Origin of the sequence: Roseibium sp. (assembly GCF_965233565.1) — a bacterium.
GTDB lineage: Bacteria > Pseudomonadota > Alphaproteobacteria > Rhizobiales > Stappiaceae > Roseibium.
This window is the reverse complement of sequence record NZ_OZ247494.1, coordinates 2,837,156-2,858,004: the sequence shown is the minus strand read 5'-3', so window position 1 is coordinate 2,858,004 and position 20,849 is coordinate 2,837,156. Positions and strand designations below refer to the sequence as shown.

At 59.2% G+C, this 20,849-nt stretch carries 17 protein-coding genes; 6 read left to right on the top strand and 11 right to left on the bottom strand.

Translation table 11 applies throughout. The features are described from left to right. Nucleotides 1-224: 224 nt before the first annotated feature. Nucleotides 225-1,139, bottom strand: coding sequence for a LysR family transcriptional regulator (locus ACO6TG_RS13075; RefSeq protein ID WP_422378568.1), 915 nt, complete (start codon nt 1,137-1,139; stop codon nt 225-227). A gap of 77 nt (nt 1,140-1,216) precedes the next feature. Here ACO6TG_RS13075 and ACO6TG_RS13070 point away from each other — a divergent pair, with 77 nt between their 5' ends. Beyond that, entirely contained in the window at nt 1,217-1,654 is a 438-nt protein-coding gene (locus ACO6TG_RS13070; RefSeq protein WP_422378567.1) for a VOC family protein, read from the top strand. Nucleotides 1,655-1,696: 42 nt separating this feature from the next. Then, nucleotides 1,697-2,497 (top strand): hydrolase, encoded by an 801-nt coding sequence (locus ACO6TG_RS13065; protein ID WP_422378566.1) that lies wholly within the window; start codon nt 1,697-1,699, stop codon nt 2,495-2,497. Between the two features lie 88 nt (nt 2,498-2,585). On the opposite strand, the gene ACO6TG_RS13060 is transcribed toward ACO6TG_RS13065, so the two are convergent. The 7 genes from ACO6TG_RS13060 to ACO6TG_RS13030 form a co-directional block, all read right to left on the bottom strand. Further along, nucleotides 2,586-3,569, bottom strand: coding sequence for an HD-GYP domain-containing protein (locus tag ACO6TG_RS13060; RefSeq protein ID WP_422378565.1), 984 nt, complete (start codon nt 3,567-3,569; stop codon nt 2,586-2,588). A 369-nt stretch (nt 3,570-3,938) separates the two neighbouring features. Further along, a complete protein-coding gene (locus ACO6TG_RS13055) occupies nt 3,939-4,940 on the bottom strand; it encodes an HD-GYP domain-containing protein (RefSeq protein WP_422378564.1) in 1,002 nt (333 codons plus the stop codon). 309 nt (nt 4,941-5,249) lie between these two features. Further along, nucleotides 5,250-6,119, bottom strand: a complete 870-nt coding sequence (locus ACO6TG_RS13050; RefSeq protein WP_422378563.1) for a glycerophosphodiester phosphodiesterase family protein — start codon at nt 6,117-6,119, stop codon at nt 5,250-5,252. 74 nt (nt 6,120-6,193) lie between these two features. Beyond that, nucleotides 6,194-7,297 carry an extracellular solute-binding protein gene (locus ACO6TG_RS13045; RefSeq protein ID WP_422378562.1) on the bottom strand — a complete coding sequence of 368 codons (1,104 nt, stop codon included), beginning with the start codon at nt 7,295-7,297 and terminating at the stop codon, nt 6,194-6,196. 34 nt (nt 7,298-7,331) lie between these two features. Then, entirely contained in the window at nt 7,332-8,159 is an 828-nt protein-coding gene (locus ACO6TG_RS13040; protein ID WP_422378561.1) for an ABC transporter permease, read from the bottom strand. After that, complete coding sequence (locus ACO6TG_RS13035; protein ID WP_422378560.1) at nt 8,156-9,010, bottom strand: ABC transporter permease; 855 nt, start codon at nt 9,008-9,010, stop codon at nt 8,156-8,158. Before ACO6TG_RS13035 ends, ACO6TG_RS13040 begins: the two co-directional genes overlap by 4 nt. After that, a complete protein-coding gene (locus ACO6TG_RS13030) occupies nt 9,007-10,059 on the bottom strand; it encodes an ABC transporter ATP-binding protein (protein WP_422378559.1) in 1,053 nt (350 codons plus the stop codon). Before ACO6TG_RS13030 ends, ACO6TG_RS13035 begins: the two co-directional genes overlap by 4 nt. 171 nt (nt 10,060-10,230) lie before the next feature. On the opposite strand from ACO6TG_RS13030, the gene ACO6TG_RS13025 reads away from it, so the two are divergent. The 4 genes from ACO6TG_RS13025 to ACO6TG_RS13010 all read left to right on the top strand — a co-directional run bounded on the left by ACO6TG_RS13025 (nt 10,231) and on the right by ACO6TG_RS13010 (nt 16,777). Next, the gene (locus tag ACO6TG_RS13025) at nt 10,231-11,385 is read left to right on the top strand and encodes an ROK family transcriptional regulator (protein ID WP_422378558.1); all 1,155 of its coding nucleotides are present in this window, start codon (nt 10,231-10,233) and stop codon (nt 11,383-11,385) included. Between the two features lie 241 nt (nt 11,386-11,626). Next, nucleotides 11,627-12,514, top strand: a complete 888-nt coding sequence (locus tag ACO6TG_RS13020; RefSeq protein WP_422378557.1) for an ABC transporter six-transmembrane domain-containing protein — start codon at nt 11,627-11,629, stop codon at nt 12,512-12,514. A 16-nt stretch (nt 12,515-12,530) separates the two neighbouring features. Then, nucleotides 12,531-13,664, top strand: a complete 1,134-nt coding sequence (locus ACO6TG_RS13015) for an efflux RND transporter periplasmic adaptor subunit (RefSeq protein ID WP_422378556.1) — start codon at nt 12,531-12,533, stop codon at nt 13,662-13,664. Beyond that, nucleotides 13,661-16,777, top strand: a complete 3,117-nt coding sequence (locus ACO6TG_RS13010) for an efflux RND transporter permease subunit (protein WP_422378555.1) — start codon at nt 13,661-13,663, stop codon at nt 16,775-16,777. The genes ACO6TG_RS13015 and ACO6TG_RS13010 overlap by 4 nt, the downstream gene beginning before the upstream one ends. 422 nt (nt 16,778-17,199) lie before the next feature. On the opposite strand, the gene ACO6TG_RS13005 is transcribed toward ACO6TG_RS13010, so the two are convergent. The 3 genes from ACO6TG_RS13005 to ACO6TG_RS12995 all read right to left on the bottom strand — a co-directional run bounded on the left by ACO6TG_RS13005 (nt 17,200) and on the right by ACO6TG_RS12995 (nt 20,776). Then, a complete protein-coding gene (locus tag ACO6TG_RS13005) occupies nt 17,200-18,915 on the bottom strand; it encodes a methyl-accepting chemotaxis protein (protein WP_422378554.1) in 1,716 nt (571 codons plus the stop codon). A gap of 223 nt (nt 18,916-19,138) precedes the next feature. Continuing rightward, entirely contained in the window at nt 19,139-20,032 is an 894-nt protein-coding gene (locus ACO6TG_RS13000; protein ID WP_422378553.1) for a DMT family transporter, read from the bottom strand. 12 nt (nt 20,033-20,044) lie between these two features. Then, nucleotides 20,045-20,776, bottom strand: a complete 732-nt coding sequence (locus tag ACO6TG_RS12995) for a TenA family protein (protein WP_422378552.1) — start codon at nt 20,774-20,776, stop codon at nt 20,045-20,047. Nucleotides 20,777-20,849 lie beyond the last annotated feature (73 nt).

Here is a 20,849-nt window from a genome sequence, read left to right as displayed (position 1 = left end):
CTGTCGGCTGGATCACCACGCATGGGTTCGCTCTAGGGTGCGTTGGGGCCTGGGGTGCGGTCCGTCCTCTCGAGGTCACGTGAGGAAAGGAGCCTCAAACACAATAGTGGGGTGGTGATCGTCTTAGCTGCCACGTTGCGACGGGGATTGTCCTGTGTTGGCGAAAAGTCCGGTGCCGGCTTGATTTTCTGCTTTCGGAATCTGTGACAAGCCGGTTGAGCCAATCAAAACTCAAACGGACGCGGTATTTCCTTCTGGATGGCCTGCACAGCCCGGTCGACGAAAGTTCTGACTTTCGGATCGATGAACGCCTTGTCTGCGTAAACGATGCTGATAGGCAAGTCGGTCCCGACCGTGTCCGTCAGGAGTGGTTCGAGTCCGCCGCTTCGAAAGTGTTCGGCCCCGACCGCGGAGGGCAAAAGGGCGATGCCGATACCCTCCAGCGCAGCCTCCAGAACCAGTTCGATCTCGTTTGCCGACAATCTGCCGCCTACCTGGACCGTGCCGCCGTCCCGCCTTGGCCAGGTCCGGGTAGGCGTCCAGGCCCCCGCGAAGCCGACAATGCAATTGTGATCGGCAAGGTCTTCCGGTTGCACAGGGTGTCCGTGCCTTCGCAGATAGGTGGGGCTGGCGGCGGCAACCAGTCTGTCGGTGTGGAGCAGGCGGGCGATCAGGTTCTGGTCCTGAACCGGTCCGACCCGGATTGCGACATCCACTCCCTCCGAGAGCAGGTCGACATGACGGGTTGTCGATTGAACCTCCAGCCGAACTTCCGGAAAGTCGCACAGAAAGCCCGTGAACAGTTTGGCAAAATGCGGACCTGTCACGGAGACACGCAGCAATCCGCGAGGGGTGTCGTCCAGTCTGCGAACCGCATTCCAGGTTTCAGTGACATCTTCGACAATGCGCTGCGCGCGCAACTGCAGTTCCTTGCCAGCCTCGGTCAAAGTCAGCCGATTGGTGCGCCGATGAATGAGACGCACCCCAAGATCGGCCTCCAGGCCCGACATTCTGCGGCTCAGCGTTGCCCGTGGGAGATTGAGGGACCGCGCAGCCGCGGAGATGCTTTCTTCTTTTACGACGGCCAGGAATTCGCGCATGCGATCCGAGTTCAGGCTGTGATCATTTTGGACAGTCATTGCCATTTCTTTGCACCTAGTGATCTTGAGGTCACAAGACTATCTCATTTGCATCGCAATTGAGAAGGTTCAGTCCCATGCTCGACATCGCAAATTTCGACCATATCGGCATTCGCATCAGCGACCGGAAGGCTTCCGTCGCGTTTTACCAGTTGCTGGGTTTCCGGCAGATCGCTGACGGTGGCTACGAAAACGGCCATCCGCTGGTCATGCTGCATCCCTCCGGGATCAACATAAACCTGCTTGGACCTGCGACCGAGAACCAGGGCCACAACATCCTGATGGATGAGCCAAGCAAGTCGCCGGGTATCACACATCTGGCGCTCAAGATGAAAGACGCGGAGGCGACGGAGGCATTCGTTACCGAAAACGGTATCGAGATCACCGGGCGTCGTGAATTCCGGGGCACGAAGACCATCTTCATCCGCGATCCCGACCGGAATGTCCTCGAACTGGTCGGTCCAGGTCCATCCGTTGCCGACCTCATCGCGGAGCACGTCCATGCTGACCGGTGAATGCGTGCACTCCCTTCTTCTCTCAACACATAGGAAACCATCATGAAATCGCTTGTGAAATTTGCCGCCGCTTCGCTTTTGACCGCAGCCATCTGTGCCCCCGCCCTGGCAGCAGGCCTGACGCCTGAAGAGGTTCGTCAAAGCCGGGTGGAGCGGTTCGAAGGTCAACACAGGATCAAGACGGTCGATGGTATCGCCAGCTATCCCGAAGGCTATGCCGGGACACCTCCAAGGGCTGCCGGTGAAGATCCGTTCCTCTCACCGGACAATTCCGTCCTGATCCTGATCGATTATCAGCCGCCAATCCTGCAAGGGGTCCGCAATATCGAGCATGAGGAGTTGATCAACAACGTTACGGGTCTGATCAAAACCGCTGTGATCTACGACATTCCGATCATCTTCTCGCACGTCGCCGTCGGTCTGAACGACTACGCCCCCATGATCGCGGAGCTAAGCGACCTGGCGCCAGATGCGGTGTTTGTCGATCGCACCAGCGTGAATGCCTGGGAAGAGCCGGAATTTGTCGCCGCGGTAGAGGCGACCGGTCGAAAGAAACTGATCATGGGTGGATTGTGGACGGATGTCTGCCTCGCCTATCCGGCGATCGAAGCGGAGCGGGAAGGATATGAGGTCTATGTGCCGGAAGACGCAGTCGGCAGCATCACGCAGATGAGCCATGACAACGGCATGGCACGCATGATCGAGGCCGGTGTTGAGCCAATTACCTGGAACGTGGTGCCTGCGGAACTGCAGAGAGACCATGCCCGGCAGGAGAAGCTGGCGGACGTCACCAGAGTATTCATGGAACACCTGTTCAAGGTAGATCCGGACAGCAAGTGGTAAGACCCAAAAGTCTGAAACCCATTGGAGGGTCTGCACGGCGCCAACACACCGTGCAGGCCGTCTGGTCTTATCGGCAAAGGGCAGAGTGTCAGGTTGCCGTGCGTTTCAGCTGGCCGAGTTCTGTGCTGAGAACCGCGTCCCTGAAGGTTCTCAGCAGCCTGTCGTCGAGCTTGCCCTTCATGTCCATCATGATTGCAAAGGCCTGCCTGGGACTCATGGCGTCCTTGTAGGCGCGTTTCTCGGTCAGGGCGGAGTAGATGTCGCAGATGGTCGTGATCCGGACAAGTTCGGAAATCTCATTGCCCTTCAACCCGTCCGGATAGCCGCTGCCATCCAGAAATTCATGATGCGAGACCGCAATGTCATAGGCGCCAGCTGGAACTTCGGTGCTGTCTTTCAGGATTTCCCTGCTGAAAACCGGATGCTTGTTGATCAATTGCCTTTCGCCATCGGACAGCTTGCCGGGCTTGTCGAGGATCGATAGCGGGATCTTGACCTTTCCAAGGTCATGCACGAGGCCTCCGAGGCCGAGCAGGGATTGTTCTTCCTTTGACAAGGCAAGCAGCTGCGCGAAATTGGTGGCATGGCCCGTCACCATCAGCGTGTGGCAGAACGTGTGGCTGTGATGCAGTTCGACAGCCGAAAGCCAGGCGTTGAGGCCTTCCGCCTCGATTGCATTGGCGATGTGATTGGCACTTGTCTCGAGTTTCGCGAACGGCAAGGGCGCATTGGTCAGTGCGGCGGACGACATTAGCGCATAGGACGAACAGGCGGATGTCACGGTTTCCGCCATTCGCGGCGAGCAACGGCCTGTCAGTTTCGGGCGCGCATAGTCGCCAAGCAGCTTGCGGAGTTTCAGCAGGACCGAACCGAGGTGCTCGTTCCGGTCAAAGACGTCCTGGCAACCAAGTTCACGGGCCTGCATGACCTGCTGACGGTTTTTCAGGTCGGCAAAGCCGATCAATGGATAGGGGGTTCTTTCGCGCAGATTCTTGATGTGCTGTACGTCGGCAGCCGTCGCGCCCAGGAAGTCGGCAATGATGATTGTCTTGCCAGGAAGCTGAGGCGTCAATTTGGAGATGGCGACAAGTTTTGCCGGGTAAGTCGAAGAAATACCAATAAAATTCCGGGATGCTTTTTTAGCATCGGCAATTGTTAGGACGATCTGCATCGCGTCAAATGACCTTGTCTGACGTAACTGGCGTTAGGAGAACCTAAGGTCATTTAATAAAAAAACATTTATTGTGAGGGCGTTAGACTGCGAAAATACCGCAAAATTGTTTAGTTTAATCCGTATTTTTTACAATGTAGTGATGTGAAATTTTCGAAACGATGCGACTGCCCGCGTGGCGTCAGCAGGTATTGCAGACATGGTTTGTCGGTTGCGTGTTGCCGAGCGGTCAGACGCGAAGTTCGCAGACGCCATGTCTTTCGGCACGACTCATACCGCCCTGCGGCGGATGCGGCCGAAATCCGATCTCGAGATCAACTTGCTGAACTTGCGCAGAAGCCCTGCGTCCAGCTTGCCTCCCATCTCCGCCATGATGGCAAGAGCACGTTGAGGCGGTACGGCGTCCTTGTAGGACCGCTTTTCGGTAAGCGCGGAGTAGATGTCGACAATCGTAAGCAGGCGGACCCTTTCGGAGATCTCGTCGCCGCTGAGACCGTCCGGGTAGCCGGAGCCGTCGATGAATTCATGGTGCCAGAGCGCCATGTCGACCACGGGCTTCGGCATTTCCGATCGAGATTCCAGAATTTCCTTGCTGTAGATCGGATGTTTGTTGACCAGCTCACGTTCCTTGGCAGTCAACTTGCCGGGTTTGTCCAGGATCGAGAGCGGGATCTTCACCTTGCCGAGGTCGTGGACCAGACCGCCAAGGCCCATGAGATACTGTTCCTGCTGGCTCATGCCGAGCGCCTTTGCAAAGGTCAGGGCATGACCGGCGACCATCATCGTGTGACAGTAGGTATGGCTGTGGTGGCTTTGTACAGCTGTTAGCCAGCTGTCGAGACCCTCCGCGTCAAGGGTTGCAGCCATGTCCTTGGCGCTGCCGGCCAGCTTTTTGACAGGCAGGGGCGCGCCAGAAAGTGCCGCCATCGACAGGTGGCTCAGTGCGGCAGATGTACTTTTGACGGTCCGGACGGTTTTTTCCGGAAGGCCTGCCGGGAGGTTCGGCCTGGAATAGTCTCCCAGTAGCTCACGCAGTTTCAGAAGCAGGTTTGAAAACCTGTCCTCGCGGTCGATCAGGTGAAAGACGCCGAGCTCGCGCGCCTGCAGGACCTGTTGACGGCTGCGGATCGTAACGAGGCCGATCGAGGCATCGTTGCGTTTTTTGGTGCAGGGTTTCATGGCATGAAGCTGCTTGGGCGACAGGTTGTAGAAATCGATAAGCAGCAGCGTGTTCTCGTCGTGAGCCTCAGGGTCGAATTTCGAGATGGGCACGTGCTTGACAGGATAGTACCTGGCGAGTTTTGCAAACTGCCTTGGAAAATCTTTCCAATTTGCGGAAACCGCGAGGATTTGTGCCATGCAAAAAGAACTGTCTTCACATCAAGTATCAGGGACAAAACCTTGAAGTTAATTCGTAAAAAAAGACTTAGTAAAAACTACTAGGCGGGAATTTGTGACTGGAATGTCGGCTGAAAGTGTTTCCGAAAATTTCACGCTAAAACAGAGTCTTCTGCGGGCCTGAAGGCAACCCGGCACCGCCCGCAGCCAGTCGGAACTGCGGGCGTTGGCCATTTACAGTCGTCAGGATGCGATTTTTTCGAGGCTTGCAGCGAACGCCTTCAAGGCGTCCGGGCGATCGGTTTGCAGCAAACGTGCCCCGTGTTCCAGCAACCGGCCCCAACCCCGAACCGGATTGGAGAGAGAATCGCTGTCCGTCACGTCGGCGGACGGCACCGCGTCGAGCGTGTTCAGGAAAATGTCCGTTCCGGATGCACGGGCAGCCTGGGCGTAGGCATCAAAGCTGGAAAAGCTGTCGAACAGGCCTTCTACCAGCGGTGTTGGCCGCTGTCGAAGAAGTCCGAGAAAAACACCAAGGGTCTCCGTTGTCACCTGGACAACCGGTTTGACGATCACACCGGTTTGCCGCTCGAGATCGTCGACCAGCTGCAGGTCGTTTTCGTTTGCGACGAGGGTTTTCAGATTGATGTGTGAGCACCACGGGTGCGTGCGGACAAAATCGGCGACCTGCTCCAGGTCGCGCAGATGCTTGACGTCGACATCCACATAGATCTTGCCGGCGGTTGCATCGAGAAGGTCACCCAGTAGGGCCGGATGCGATGATGTCAGGGGCGCCTGCGCACCTCCGGCACCGTCTTTCAGGAAGAGGTTGATGATGTCGGCCGCCGGAAGCCTGGAAACGGTTCCCTGCTGGCCGGTCATGCGGTCCAGGGTGTCATCATGCAGGCAGACAAGTGCGCCGTCGGCCGTTTCCTGGACATCAATCTCGACAAATTCATACCCACAGCGGATCGCCAGATCGACGGAGGCGATAGAGTTTTCAGGCGCACCGTGCCAGGCGCCGCGATGGGCGACGACGGCCAGGGTCCAGGAGGGATCTGCCAGAAATTCCTTCAGAGGCGGCCGCGCACCGGAGGCGGGGTGAAGAGGCATTGCTGTTCTTCTTTTTGGTCAATGGGTGGGAGGACAGTCCCGCGCGAACGCGAGACTGTTGTGTGAGGGACAGCTTAACGTTCAAGGATCACGTTTTCGATGAAACTTTCCTCGACCGCCTTGCGGAACGGTTGAGCTGCCCAGGCCTGACGGCTCTTGCGCTGTTCGTTCGGAACAAGGGCGTGGCTGTCATCTGCCTTGGCGTGCATCGGCGCGGTGCCGAAGTCGCGGTTGAACATGGTTTGTGTGTCCGCGGAGGTCAGCCAGTTGACGAACACCGCCGCTGCCGCCGGATGCGGGGCGTTTTTCGGAATGGCCACACCGTTGCCACCACCATTCATGCCCATTTCAGGAATGTAGAACTTGATCTCGGACCGGACTTCACCCCGTTTTTGCAGACCGGCCAGGTGGTCTTCCCAGGCAGGGACCATCCACAGTTCACCGTCGCTGACACGGATGATGCTGTCGGCGTTGGACGCGGTAATGACATAGGTCTCGGCACTGTCCTTGAAGAAGTCGAAACCTTCGCCGACCTTGGCAAGTTTTTCGTCCGTCACTTCACCGTCGGAGAAATCGACCCCTGTCAGCGTGCGCAAGGTGTTCTGGTAAAAGGAGGGGCCGGAGCCGCCTTTTTCATAGTTGAAGCCGAACTTTTCCGGATTGGCGGCCCAGAAAGCGGCAAACTGGTCCGGTGTCTGTGGCAGCTGGTCGGCGGAGATCTTGGCCGGATCATAGGCGATGCCGGTCTGGTTGCCCCAGAAGGCAAGCACGAAACCGGCGCCATCGATGCCGACGAGCTCCGAGACCCGGCCATCGTCTTCCGGCAGCATGACAAGCGGCTGGAACGTGGCGCTCAGGTCAACGGTTTCAAAATCGTTGTAGCCCCAGGCAAAGACGTCGATGTCGCCGGTATCGCGATTGCGTTCGGCCATGAGCTTCTCGGCGTTGCCGGCGGCGGTGCCTTCCGGAATGGTGACCTTGATGCCGTATTCGTCTTCGAAGGCCTTGACCGCCCGGCGCAGGTCATCCTGCAGATACCAGACGTACCAGGTCAGTTCACCTTCGGCCTTGGCCTGGGTGACGATGTCGTCCCAGCTCATGTCGGCCAGGTCGGCGGCAGCGGCCACGTTCAGCCCAAGAGCAAGGGCGGTGGTGGAGAGAATGAGGGTCTTCAGCATGTCGGTTGATCTCCGTTCAGTCGGGATATCCTCGTCAGCCCTTGCCTGAACTCAGAGCCGGATTGGCCGATTTCAGAAGCCGCTCCAGGATGAGCATCAGGATAACGTTGGGGACGACGAGAATGAGGGACAACACCGCTGCATTGGGACGGACATAGTCCTGTCCGAGCGTGCCGTAGAGCAGTGTCGGAATGGTGGTGAAGTCGGGCGAGCCGACGATGAAGGCGATGGCAAATTCCTCGATCGACTGGATGAAAACGATCAGGAGCGAGGCGAAGATGCCAGGTTTGAGTGCGGGCAGATAAGCCACCTGCCAGCGGGCCCAGGTGCTGGCGCCAAGGTCGCGGGCAGCATCGATATGGTCGGTGCGCACCTGCTCGAAACTCACCGTCATGATGCGGATCGCATAGGGCATGAAGACGATGGCGTGGGCGAACAGGATCGCCCCGAAGCGCCAGGTGTTGAGGCCGAGCTGATAGAGCAGCGAGGTGAAGAAGATCGAGGTGACAAAGGGCGGCACGATCAGGGGCAGAAGCGCCAAGAGCTTGCAGACCTCGCGGCCGGGAAAGCGGATCCGCCCAAGTGCGAAAGCGGTCGGGGTGGCCAGCACAAGCGCGGCCAGGGCTGCCGACGGGGCCAGGACGTAGGAATTCACGAGCGCGGTTTTGAGGGAGGAGTTCTCCCACATGTGCTGCCAGCGGTAGAAGGACATTGCCGGCGGAACCAGCTTGTCGGCGGTCCAGGGCTCGGACGGATCCACCAGGGACCAGAGCACCGCCATGGTGAAGGGTACGATCAGCCAGAGCGCCGTCAGGCTGAGCAACAGCGCAAGAAGGACCTGGTTCAGGCGGTGCTGGGTCATGCGATCCTCCCGCGCAAGGTGAGGCGGGTGACAAGAGCGAGCAGGGCGGAGCCGGCAATCGCGATCAGCATCAGCGTGACACCGACAACGGCGGCATCGTTCCAGCGCCCGCCATCCTTGAAAAACACCATCAGCTGGGAGAGCGACTGGCGATTGGTGGGCCCGGCAATCACCTGGAAACTGAAATCGGCCAGCGCACCGATGAAGATGATGATCAGTGCCGCCTGCATGGCGGAGACGGTGAGCGGTGCAATCACCTTGCGAAACCGGTCGAAACTGCCGGCCCCAAGATCCCTAGCCGCGTTCAGGACATCATCTGAAATGCTTTGCACGGCGCCTGTCAGGAGCAAGAGCGCGAAAGGCATGTTCTTCCAGGTCTGCAGGATGAGGACGCCAATGGCGTTGCGGTCGTTCTGGAGCCGGCGCGGTTCGTCCCAAAGGCCGATGCCCTGCATCAGCTGGTTGAGAATGCCGTGATAGGCGATGACATTGATGAACAGAAAGGCAGCGACAAGGCCGTGCACCAGGAGCGGTGCCTTCAGCATGGCGCCGATGGCGAGCGAGCCGGGAAAGGGTTTGCGCAGCCAGATGGCCAGTGGATAGGCCAGCATGACAGAGAAGATCGCGCTCAGGATGCCGATATAGATCGAATAGACGACTGCCCGGCTGTAGACCTTACGGTCCAGCATCCGATCCCAGAACTCCAGTGAGAAACCGCTTTCACCGGCAAGATTGTAGTAGCCGAAGGACTGGGCAGCCGCGATGTAGACCGCGATCCCGATCAGGGCAAGGATCAGGCCGAGGCCGGGCGTGAGCAGGGCAAGAACAAGCAGCCAGCGTTTCAGGGTCATGCCACGGCCTCCAGCAGGACGATCTGTTCCGGCTGTAGTGAAAAGGACACCGTGTCACCTTCGAGAATGCCGGGCCGGTTGGTCTGGATGCGGATATCTGTCCCGTCCATGTCCAGATGGAGGTCGGTGAAATGCCCCTGGAAGGCCCGGTGGGTGACGCGTGCGGTCAGGCGATTTGTGCCGCCTGCTTCCAGATCGGCGTGCTCCGGTCGCCAACAGATCTTGACCATTCGGCCTTCCTGCAGGTCGGTCTTCTTCGCGAAGAGCGGTCCGAGTGACGTTGCCAGTTCGACGCCGCCGTTGCCGTCTGTTCCGGTCACGCACGCCTCAAGCACGTTGGCGCTGCCAATGAAATCGGCGACAAAGCTTGTCTTTGGCGCGCCGTAGAGTGTTTCGGGCGTGTCGGCCTGTTCGATGACGCCGCCGTTCATGACAAAGACCCGGTCGGACATGGCAAGTGCTTCCGCCTGGTCGTGGGTCACGTAGATTGCTGTCAGGCCGAAGTCGCGCTGAATGCGCCGGATCTCGATGCGCACCTGGTCACGCAGCTTGGCGTCGAGATTGGAGAGCGGTTCGTCAAAGAGGATCACGCTGGGGCGCATGACCAGGGCGCGGCCGAGCGCGACACGCTGCTGCTGGCCACCGGACAGTTGGTTGGGCAGTTTCTCCAGGTGCAGCGACAGGTCCAGCGCGCTGATGACAGCGTCGAGCCGTGTCTTGCGTTCCGGTCCGGCAACCCGTTTCTGGCGCAGGCCGAATTCCAGGTTTTCCAGAACGCTCAGATGCGGGAACAGCGCATAGGACTGGAAACAGAGAGCCGTGTCGCGTTTTTCAGGTGGTGTCCGGGTGACGTCTTGGCCTGCGAGATGAATTTCGCCGTGGGTCGGTGTCAGGAACCCGGAAATCATCTTCAAGAGCGTTGTCTTGCCGCAGCCGGACGGGCCAAGCAGGGTGACGAACTCACCTGAAGCGACCTCGAATGACACGTTCCTGACAGCAACAAAGCTGCCGAATTCCATTTTCAGATTGCGCGCACTGATCCCGCCCATGGCCGGTTCGCTCCTCCCGATTGCTTACCTGTCAAAGTTTATCACTCGTTGTGAGTATTATTCTTTTTATTACTCATTGAAAGTAATATTTTTATGACAGGGATTGGCGTGCCCGGAGGCGAGCGGTAGGATGGCGTCGTGATTCTCGTTTGAAATTAGGGATTTCTGTCCGTGACGGTGCCAGTTGGGACCCCGAAAGATTCAGAAAAATCGGCTCTTTTTCCGATCGGTCCAAGCAGCGCCGCTATCCTGGAAGCTGTTCGTGTCAATGGTGTTGTCGCCCGCGCGGATCTGCCCGCACCGACCGGACTGTCTCAGCAATCCGTGCACCGATTGACAGAAGAATTGCTTGAAAGCGGTTTTCTGGAACGGCGCGATCCGGTGATCCAGGGGCGGGGCAAACCAAGCCCTCGTCTCGCGGTCAATCCTGCCGGCGCATACGCGTTTGGCGTTTCGGTGGACACCAACACGGTGGAAACGGTCTGGGTGGATCTGACCGGCAATATCCTGAGCGAGGGCCGGGTTGACGTGAACCCGAACGACCCGGAAGCCGTCATAAAGGCGGCCCTGGACCTGTCGAAACGCAGCGCGAAGAAATTGGGACTGGACCCGAACAGGCTCGCCGGTTGCGGGATATCGACCCAGGGGTTTCGCAACACGCAGGACAATATCTTCACCACGCCCCCCCTTCTGGAAAACTGGTCCGGATTTGCCATAGAGAAACAATTCTCCGACGCTTTTGGCTGCCCGGCCTACGCAGAGAACAATGGCACGCTGGGGGCCATTGCCGAACTCTGGAGCGGTGCGGGCAGGGACTATCCAACCTTCGTCTATCTGTCGTTCAACTTCGGCCTTGGCGGCGGCGTGGTGCTGGATGGCCGTCCGTTCTACGGCTTCAATCGCAATGCCGGTGAGTTGACGGATATCTATCTCGTTGAAGAGAAGCCGAATCGTCCGGCCCTGCAGTACCTGATCAGGGATCTCCAGGAGAATGGCCTCGACGTACCAAATATCGACATTCTCAAAACCAGTTTCGACCCGGCCTGGCCCGGCGTTGAGGCCTGGGTGCTCCGGGTTGCGCCAGCGCTGAACCAGTTGGTGCGAGCGGTCACGGCGGTTCTCGATCCGGCTGCCATCGTTTTTGGCGGAGAGGCGCCGAGCGCGTTGCGGGACATGCTGATCGCGGCGACGTCTCAACGGGTTCCCGATCGCTACGGTCGCAAAATTCCCGGCCCGGCGCTGGTGCAGAGCCAGATACCTGCCCAGCCGAGCGCCGTGGGGGCGGGGATCCAGGCGCTCCGGCGCCGGGTGCTCAATCAAGCCTGAGCTCGCGCCCGGCACGTGCCGGTCCATGTTAGCCGGCAATGTGGAACCCGTTTCCGCCGATCCGCTGTTCCTTCAATATTGCGGCGTCAACTGCCGTCTTGGCAAACTGTCATTTGCTGACTATATCAAGAGCGAACGTTCGTTCGTTATTTGAGAAATTTGTCCCTTTCGGGTGTGCACAGCGGATTTGGGGAAGCCCAAGGAGACTGCGGGAGCCAGACGAGGCAGAAGGCAGACAGACATGCAGGCGAGTATCGACCTGGGTTACATCGTGAAGCAGTTCACCGGCAGGATCGCCATTACCTGGGCCATCGTGCTGCTGGAAAACGTACTAATCGCGCTCGTGCCCCTGTTCGTTGGTCTGACAATTGACGGACTGCTGGCCGGCCGGCTGCAGGAACTTGGCTGGATGGCCGCAATTCTTGTGGCACTTGGCGTGTTTGCGGTCGGACGCAGGATCTATGACACAAGGGCCTATGGTTTCATCCGTCTTCACCTCGGGGCCGAGCTGCATCGACGATATCCCACCCTGCAGGTGTCCAAACGCAGTGCGCGCCTGGATATGTCGCGGGAGCTGGTCGATTTTCTGGAAGAAGATGTGCCGGGTCTGATCACGGCGGTCGTCCAGATTGTCGTCAGCCTGGTTCTGCTGACCTATTTCGACGTGCATCTCGGTCTGTCATCCGTGCTTGTCGTGCTGGGTATGCTGCTGCTTTATGCCTGCTTTCATCGCAGCTTCTATCGATTCAACGCCCGTTTGAACGAGCAGAAGGAGCAGCAGGTCGATGTCCTGACCAGGGGCGGACGGCTTGGTGTCTTTCAGCATCTGCGCGCGCTGCGTCAGCACGAAGTGTCGATCTCGGATATGGAGGCGATCCTTTACGGCAGCATTTTCCTGCTGCAGATCGGTTTCATCGCGTTCAACCTTTATTGCGGCGCCGGGATCGACGGCATCACAGCCGGACAGATCTTCGCCATTGCAACCTACTCCTGGGAATATGTGGAAGCGGCGCTGATGCTGCCGATTGCCCTGCAGGGCTGGTCGCGGCTCAGCGAAATCAGCCGCCGCATCAATGCGGTCGACGCCCACGGGCCAAGTTCGCGGCAAGTCCTGTCCAACCAGATCTGATCGACCGGAGACACCCATGAAAAGAGCGCTGTGGATCGCGCTTGCCGTGCTGCTGCTGGCGGCCGCCACCGGCTACATTCTGACCCTTGAAGACGTTGCGGATGTCGAGGAAGGCACAAAGGCGCCGGCCCTGCGTCCTGTCACCTATGTCGCCGCCAAAGTTGGCGACCAGGCCGGAACCGTGTCGGTCTTTGCCGAGGTAACACCGCGCTGGCAGGTGGATCTCAAATCCAGAGTGGCCGGTGTTGTCGGCGCCGTTGCGCCGGCTGCCCTGGGCGGTGCGCGTGTCGAAAAGGGCACCGAATTGCTGGTGCTGGAGAACGCTCCTTATGTGGCCAACCTGGAGGAAGCGCGTTTCAGTCTGAAAAAAGCGGAGCTGGAGCTGCTCCAGGCAGAGAAGAAACGGGACATTGCGCTGAAAGACTGGCGCTCGGTCCGCCCTGGCGTCGAACCGCCGGACCTTGCCGTCCACAGGCCCGAAGTCAGGGTGGCCGAACTTGCCGTGGCGGCTGCCAGGGCGCGCGTCGGCGCGGCTGAATACGACCTTGAATCCGCACATATTCGCGCACCCTTCGATGCTATCATCACCAGGCGCTCGGTCAGTCCCGGTCAGTCGGTGAATGAGGGTGACGTCCTGTTTGCGCTTCTCGATGACAGGATCCTCGACATTCGCGTCTCGCTTACGGCGGAGCAATGGGCGTTGCTGGACCTGTCACGGGCGGAAACCAGTTCACAGGTCTTCAGCGAAAACAACCAGTTTCTCGGAACGGCCCGGGTGAAGAGAGGCGGGGGCTTTCTCGATCCCAAATCGCGCCGCTACCAGGTGTTTCTGCAAGTGGACAAGGCGGAAAACCTGGCCATCCTGCCTGGCCAGTTTGTCAGTGTGAGGTTGCCCGGCAAGGCGGTGGCGCACAGTCTGCGCATCCCGGAAAGCGCGCTCAGTCAGAATGGCTTTGTCTGGTATCTGGACAAGGCGGATCGCCTGCAGCGCTTTGCAGCGCAGGCTTTGTTCCGAAATGCCGAAGAAGTCGTCGTGCCTGCACCGGCAACGGTCCCGGAGGGGGAAAGCTTGCGTATCGTGCCTTTGCCGATGAGCGCCTACCTGCCAGGCCAACGCGTCGCACCCGTTGAAAAGGAAAACGGCGCATGACCTGGCTGACCAACTGGTTTATCCGTAATCCCGTTGCCGCCAACCTCCTGATGGCGTTCATTCTGGTGGTCGGAGTTTCGTCCCTGCTGACCGTGCGGATCGAAGGCTTTCCGAAGATCCCCGCAGATACCGTCAGCGTCACCACGGCCTTGCCGAATGCCTATACCGCCCAGGTGGACGAGCAGGTCACGCGCAAGATCGAAAAGGCGCTGGAAGGTTTGAACGGTGTGAAGGCGATCCGCTCTTCGTCGACACCCGGCGCGTCGGTTGTCGAGGTTCAGAAGAACAACGGTTACAGGCTTCAAAAACTGCTCGATGATGTCCGGCTGAAGGTCGATGGCATTTACGATCTGCCCAAAGATGCCCGCAGGCCGGTGATCGAAACCAACAATTTCGATGTGCCGGCTCTCTATATCCAGGTTTATGGCGACACGGACCTGAAATCGCTACAGAAAATTGCCCGGGACCTGCGCGCGGATCTCCTGGCGAGCGAAGAGATTTCAAGGGTCAACAACTGGGGTTTGCAGGATCAGGAAATCTCCGTTGAGTTTGTGCCGGGAACCCTGGAAAGGCTGGACCTGACGATTGCCGATGTCATGGACCGGATCGGCAAGGCGTCGCTCTATTTTCAGGGCGGAACGCTTCGAACGGAAGGCGGTTACATCTCCCTCAGGGCAGACAGCCAGGCCTACTCCCTCAAGGATTTCCAGGAGCTTCCGATTGTCCAGTGGCCGGATGGCACCACGACACTCCTGGGTGACATTGCCGTGATCAGCGACGGTTTTGCTGAAACGGATATCGAGACCCGTTTCAACAGCCGGCCATCGGTCGGCATGGAAATCCTGATTGGCCGGAAGGACAATCTGCTCAGGGTCTCCGATGCCGCAGAAGAGATTGTCGCGAAGGTCGAGCAGTCTCTGCCCGATGGCGTCCAGGTCGCACATTGGGGCAATTCCCGCGACTACATTTCCGACCGGCTGGAGCTGCTCGGCAACAGTGCGGTGCAGGGCCTGATCCTTGTCGCCCTGATGCTGGCGCTGTTCCTGAACGTGAAGCTGGCCTTCTGGGTGGCAATGGGCATTCCGATCTCGCTGGCTGGCGCTTTTGCCGTCGCGACAACAGGCTGGGTCGACTATTCCCTGAACGACATCACAACCTTTGGCTTCATCATCGTGCTCGGGATCCTGGTCGATGACGCGGTGGTCGTCGGCGAGAGTGTGCATGAGCAGCGGCGGCGCATCGCGGACCCGATCCGCGGCACGGAAGTCGGTGTCGAAAAGGTTTCCGTGGCAACGGTCTTCGGCGTGCTGACAACAGTGGCTGCCTTCTTTCCGATGCTTCTGATCGACAGTCCGCTCGGCAAGGTTCTCGCCGGCTTTGCCGGAGTGGTCATTTTGGCGCTGCTGTTCTCGCTATTGGAAAGCAAGTTTATCCTGCCCGCCCATCTGGCCCATCTTTCAATGTCGCTACCGGAGCAACGGGGCTTGGCCTCGCGGAGCTGGGCGAAGGTGCAGTCCTTTGCGCGTGGGGGGCTGATGGCGTTTCGCGATCGTCTGTATGCGCCGGTACTGACCTGGTCGTTGCGCAACCGGTATGCGGTTCTGATCCTGTTTGTCGCCGTGGCAACGCTTGTTTTCGGGCTGATGCAGGCGGGCAAGATCAAGTCGGTGTTCTTTCCCAATGTGCCGGGTCAGGTGATTTCGGTCTCCCTGACCATGGATCAGCGCGCGCCCCTATCCCTGACGCAGAAGAATGTCGCGGTCATAGAACAGGCGGCCCTGGATCTGGCGGATGATCCGGACCTTGTGAACGCCTCTGGAGAGGGGCCGGTTGCCCATCTCTTTGCATTTGTCACCGGGACCACCTCCGCCGAGCTTTACATGGAGCTGACGCCTTCGGCCGAGCGCCCCGAACAAAGCACGCTGGACATCCTGGAAAACTGGCGGGCGCGCATCGGGCCGCTTGAAGGTGTTTCCGAAGTGAACTTCTCCGGCTTCGAAGATTTTGGCGGCGGGTTCCAGATCCGGCTGATTGCCAAGGACCGTGCCCTTCTGGAAGCGGCCAGCCGGGAGCTTCGGCTACATCTGGCCACCTTCAAGGGTGTCGCCAATGTGCGTGATACCTTCCTGACCGGGCAGCCGGAGCTGCGCCTGACGCTGAAACCGGAAGCCCGCTCACTCGGGTTCACGTCCGAGCGCCTGGCAAGCCAGATCGGATATGCGTTTGGTGGCGGCGAAGCACAGCGGATTCAAAGAGGAGCGTCGGAAGTCCGGGTGGTCGTGCGCAATGCCCTGGCGGCTCGCGACCGGATCGAGGATCTGATGGCGTTGAGGCTGCAGGCAGAAAGTGGTGACTGGATCCCGCTTTCCGCTATCGCCGAAATCGACGCGCGCTACGTGTCGGAAAAGATTGAACGCCGCAATGGCGAGTTGATTGCCACCGTTCTTGCCGACGTCAACCGGGAGATCGTTGCGCCGGAGGAGATCGGGCAGGCGGTCCTGAACGATTTCGCCAAAGGGCTGGAAGCCCGGTATCCCGGCCTGTCTGTCGATGAGGGCGGAGAACTGGAGCAGGTCGGCGAGATGAGGGGCGGGTTCTTGCGGGCCATCCTGATTGCCTGTCTGCTCATCTATATCCTGATGGCCGTGCCGCTGAAATCCTACTTCAAGCCCCTGATCATCATGTCCGTCGTGCCGTTTGGATTTGTCGGCGCGGTGCTCGGGCATGTGATCATGGACCTGCCGTTTTCGCTTCTGTCCTTTTTCGGCGTCCTGGCGCTGATCGGGGTGGTGGTCAACGATTCCCTCGTCATGATGACCTTCTATCTCCAGTCCCGTGAGGCCGGCATGGAAGAGCGGGACGCCATCCGGCGCTGCGGCATTGACCGGTTCCAGGCGATCTTCCTGACCACGGCGACCACGGTCGTCGGGCTGCTGCCCCTGATGAGCGAGACCTCCGAACAGGCGCGGTACCTGATCCCGGCCGCGGTGTCGCTCGCCTTCGGCGAGATTTTTGCAACCTTGATCACGCTGATCCTGATCCCTGTGTTGCTGGCAATCGCCGGAGATCTCCGAAGCCTGGTCTTTGGTCGCAGGGCAGAGATGCTCGCCTGATCCCGGAGCCCAGGTGCCGTGAGCGTGCTGCCTCTCCCAGTAGTCAGAAACCGCAAACGGGGTCTGCTAACCCATGCCCTCGCGGTCTTGCCGGCGGTGCGCAACCTGTGGCCTCGGAAAATGGCGTGGCGTGGTGTCTGAAAGAGGTCAGGACAATCCTCAAAGGTAACCTTATGGAAATGGTTCGCCTGCGCTGTTCGTCCGGGTTTGTGAAACTGCCGAAGTGTGACGGCCTCTTGAATGTGCCTTGCTGTGAACAGACCTATTTTTTCCCGATCGACCAGACCGCTGGAAAATTCAAGGACATCTCGCTTTTTTGCAGAAGTAAGGTGTCGAGCAGAAAGGGCCCCGTCAGATCGCCTGGCGGAGCCCTCTTTTTTGTGGTCAGGCGCTTCGTTCAGCCCTGTACCGCTGCAGCGCGATCAGGCGGCGGCAACATTGTCGAGGAAACTTTCGACCTGCTGCTTGAGCTCCTCGGTCCGGCTCGCCAACTGACCGGACGCATCCAGAACCGCGCGCGAGGATTCCGAGGTCTCGTTCACGGTGTTCGACAAGTCCGACATGCGCGAGGACACGAAGGTCGTTCCCTCGGCAGCGTTCTGGGCATTGTGAGAAATCTCGCCTGTTGCAGATCCCTGTTCGCTGACCGCGGTCGCGATCGAGCTGGTATAGGAGTTTACCTCTTCCATGATCGTCGTGATCTCGGCAATGGCGCTGACGGATTCTTCCGTCGCATCCTGGATGGCCGTGATCTGCGCGCTGATCTCTTCGGTCGCCTTGGAAGTCTGGGTTGCCAGTTCCTTGACCTCGGCGGCGACAACTGCGAAGCCCTTTCCGGCTTCGCCGGCGCGTGCGGCCTCGATGGTTGCGTTCAGTGCCAGCAGGTTGGTCTGTTCCGCAATCGCCTGAATCAGTGTCACGACCTCACCAATCTTGGTGGCGGAAGCTGCCAGTCCCTCGACCTTTTCGTTGGTGACCCGGGTGCCTTCCGTCGCGCGGCTGACCACGTCGGTGGTCTGTGCCACCTGGCGGGAGATCTCACCAATGGATGCCGAAAGCTCTTCCGCAGCGCTTGCCACGGTCTGAACGTTGGATGTTGCGTCATCCGCCGAGTTCAGCGTTTCAATGGCGCTGGAAGCGCTCTGGCTGGACAGGTCGCTCAGTCGTCCGGCCGTGCCCTCAAGGCCATGAACCGTCTCGTCGACAGACGTCAGGACATTGGAGATGGTGGATCTGAAGCCGGCGATCAGGTCCTGGACGCTGTTCTGGCGGCTGACGGCGGCTTCCTCGGAATGACGCTGCTGATCAGCCAGCTCCAGGCGTTCGATGGCGCGGGTCTTGAGCGTGTTCACGGCCTGGGCCAGTACGCCGATCTGGTCGGTGCGGCCTTCAAACGGGACGTCGTCCTCCAGATTGTCCTGCGCGATCTGGGTTGTGATGTTCGCCAGGGCGGTCACCGGGCGGAGTTGCCGGCGAATTGCAAAAATCAGCAGCAGAACCGAGACCAGCACGACTGGCAGGGCCAGCAGGATGTAGCGGTTCATGAGTTCAGATACGTTTGCCTGGACGGCCTCTTTTTCAACGCCGGCATAAAGAATGCCGATGATCTTGCCCTGATTGGCAAAAATCGGCTGGTAGACCGTGAAATAGTCTTTGCCAAGGATGGTTGCCTGGCCGTGAAAGGTCTTGCCCTTGGTGACGACAGGATAGACGGCGCCGGTCTGTCCAAGTGGTGTGCCGACAGCGCGCTTGCCATCGCCCTTGATGATGTTTGTGGTCTTGCGCCAGAAGTCCCGGCTTTCATCATCCCAGGCAAAAACGGTCGCGGTTTCACCGGTCATCCGGCCGATGTCGTCGATCATGTCGTGGGTGTCGAAAGCCGGAATCTCGCCGAGCACAATCTTGGTGACGTTGCCGGCGCTGTTCCAGGAAACCTTGGTGCCTTCGACACGGTCCTGAAGGATCGTGGCGGCAACCCTCAGATTGACGTCCTGCTTCTTGATCGCCGCAGACTGGGCCTGGCCAAGCGCAACCTGATAAAGAATGATGCCAACGACGACCATGGAAACCGTAAGAACGCCCGCCGAAACGAGTGCCAGTCTGGAAGTAATACTTAAACGTGCATAGAAATCTCGCATTGAACCCTCTCCAACCTCTCGTAAGGGATTCTGCGTGGAGCAGGTAAAGATTGAGGTAACAATGCGCTCCATCTGTCTGACTTGAGACAAATTTGAGGTGGTTGATTATGCGTTTTTCAATCACTTGGCCGTTTTGCCTGTGTTACGCACAGCAATCATTGTCAAAAATTACGATAATATTCTCTTTTTTGCTTCCTGCAACCAGAACAGGGACTGAAGCGAATCAGCTCGCAAACAGCAGAGCGCTGCCGGCGACGACCAGTGCGGCCCCTGCCCAGGCGCCGATGGCGGGCATCTCCCTGGTGCGCCACCACATCATCGGCAGCATGACAACCGGTGTCGTGGCAGACAGGGTTGCGATGATGCCGACTTCTCCGCCCGACAGGGCAAACAGGATCAGGGTCATACCAAGACCCATGCCGAGCAGGCCGGACAGGGCAATGATGCCGGTGATGGGCAGCGTCAAACGGCCGGCCGGCTTGACCCAGGAAAAGGGCAGCCGGGTCAGGGCGAGAAGCCCCAGGGCGGCCACGCCGACGCGGATGCTGGACGCCGCGACCGGGTCGGCGCCGCTTTCCATGATCGGACGGGCGATCAGTGAGCCGACAGACTGGGAGAGCGCCGCGGCCAGCCCGATCAGAACGCCAACCCAGATCGGGCCGCGAATGCTTTCCCACTTGTGCAGCTGAGACTTGCGCTTGCCGAAACGGATGGCGAGCAGAACGCCCAGAAACGTTAGCAGGATGCCGAAAATCTGGGTCGCATTGAGATGTTCACCCAGGACCATCCAGCCGAGGATCGCCGACATGGGAGCATTTAAGGAAAACAGCATGGCTGTCCGGCGGGGGCCCATACGGTTCAGCGTCAGAAAGAGGGCCGTGTCACCCAGAAAGATGCCGATGAAACCGGACAGGACCAGCGGCACGAGATGATCGCCGGCAATGGAGCTCCAACCGGTGGTCAGGGCGACCCAGACAGACAGCATCAGTGCCACAAGGACCATGCGCGTGCAATTGAACACAATTGCGCCCAGGTGCTGGGCCGGACCGGCGGACAGCAGACCCGTCAGGGCCCAGAGCGTTGCCGCGCCAAGGGCGGCTGCCTCATAGAGGAACATGACTTCGATCCGTCAGGGGTTGTCCGGAAGATCCGGGACCTGGCCCGTCCAGGCGGTTTCAAAAAAGGCGGCTTCCAGGGCGCTCATGCGGCGGAAGAGATCGGCAAGATGCTGCTGGTGCTCTGCGGACAGGCCCGGACCGAGCCGATCCAGTTCTGACCTGATCCAGCCGACAAACGCCTGAAAGCCGGCAACGGCGTGGAGGTCGATCCATTCGGCTAGGTAGAAGGCCGCCGGGCGTGGTTTTTGCGCTTCCCTGAGGCCCCAGGTCAGGTAACACCATTCCGCGCAGAGCAGGCACGTGAGCCCGTCTTCATAGGAGCCCTTGCCGGCAGACGTCAAAAGCAGATCGGAAAAGGCCCGGGTCACGGGTCCCTGGGCTGCGGTCTCGTAGGTCTCCGTCCGGACGCCGAGCGCCTTGAAGGAACGCAGAAAATAGTCGTTTTCCTCAGATGTCAGCAGCGCCAGAAAACCGGCGAGCCGTGATTTGGACCGCATGCCGGGCGCTTTTGCCACCAGGTATCCAAGTGTGGAGGCCAGATCGGTGACAAAGGTGTAGTCCTCGATCAGATAGCGCGCATAGGCGGCTTCCGGCATGGTGTCATCGCCGATGGCCGCCGTGAAAGGATGCGTGCAGGCACTGGTCCAGTAAGGTTCCGCGCGCGCGGCAAGCCAGTCGGTGAAGCGTGCCTCGGGCGCAGTGGCCAGAAAGTCCTGAAAGGACCCGTTGAACGTATCGGACATGGCGTGGCCATGCTCCCCTGGATTGTCAAAGAAAAACAGGCGCCGGATGGCGCCTGTTTTCCTCGATATCAAA

What these genes read in the sequence shown, in the direction of transcription:
- ACO6TG_RS13075 (WP_422378568.1), bottom strand. Translation starts at nt 1,139, where the DNA reads ATGACTGTCCAAAATGATCACAGCCTGAACTCGGATCGCATGCGCGAA.
- ACO6TG_RS13070 (WP_422378567.1), top strand. Translation starts at nt 1,217, where the DNA reads ATGCTCGACATCGCAAATTTCGACCATATCGGCATTCGCATCAGCGAC.
- ACO6TG_RS13065 (WP_422378566.1), top strand. Translation starts at nt 1,697, where the DNA reads ATGAAATCGCTTGTGAAATTTGCCGCCGCTTCGCTTTTGACCGCAGCC.
- ACO6TG_RS13050 (WP_422378563.1), bottom strand. Translation starts at nt 6,119, where the DNA reads ATGCCTCTTCACCCCGCCTCCGGTGCGCGGCCGCCTCTGAAGGAATTT.
- ACO6TG_RS13045 (WP_422378562.1), bottom strand. Translation starts at nt 7,297, where the DNA reads ATGCTGAAGACCCTCATTCTCTCCACCACCGCCCTTGCTCTTGGGCTG.
- ACO6TG_RS13040 (WP_422378561.1), bottom strand. Translation starts at nt 8,159, where the DNA reads ATGACCCAGCACCGCCTGAACCAGGTCCTTCTTGCGCTGTTGCTCAGC.
- ACO6TG_RS13035 (WP_422378560.1), bottom strand. Translation starts at nt 9,010, where the DNA reads ATGACCCTGAAACGCTGGCTGCTTGTTCTTGCCCTGCTCACGCCCGGC.
- ACO6TG_RS13030 (WP_422378559.1), bottom strand. Translation starts at nt 10,059, where the DNA reads ATGGGCGGGATCAGTGCGCGCAATCTGAAAATGGAATTCGGCAGCTTT.
- ACO6TG_RS13020 (WP_422378557.1), top strand. Translation starts at nt 11,627, where the DNA reads ATGCAGGCGAGTATCGACCTGGGTTACATCGTGAAGCAGTTCACCGGC.
- ACO6TG_RS13015 (WP_422378556.1), top strand. Translation starts at nt 12,531, where the DNA reads ATGAAAAGAGCGCTGTGGATCGCGCTTGCCGTGCTGCTGCTGGCGGCC.
- ACO6TG_RS13010 (WP_422378555.1), top strand. Translation starts at nt 13,661, where the DNA reads ATGACCTGGCTGACCAACTGGTTTATCCGTAATCCCGTTGCCGCCAAC.
- ACO6TG_RS13005 (WP_422378554.1), bottom strand. Translation starts at nt 18,915, where the DNA reads ATGCGAGATTTCTATGCACGTTTAAGTATTACTTCCAGACTGGCACTC.
- ACO6TG_RS13000 (WP_422378553.1), bottom strand. Translation starts at nt 20,032, where the DNA reads ATGTTCCTCTATGAGGCAGCCGCCCTTGGCGCGGCAACGCTCTGGGCC.
- ACO6TG_RS12995 (WP_422378552.1), bottom strand. Translation starts at nt 20,776, where the DNA reads ATGTCCGATACGTTCAACGGGTCCTTTCAGGACTTTCTGGCCACTGCG.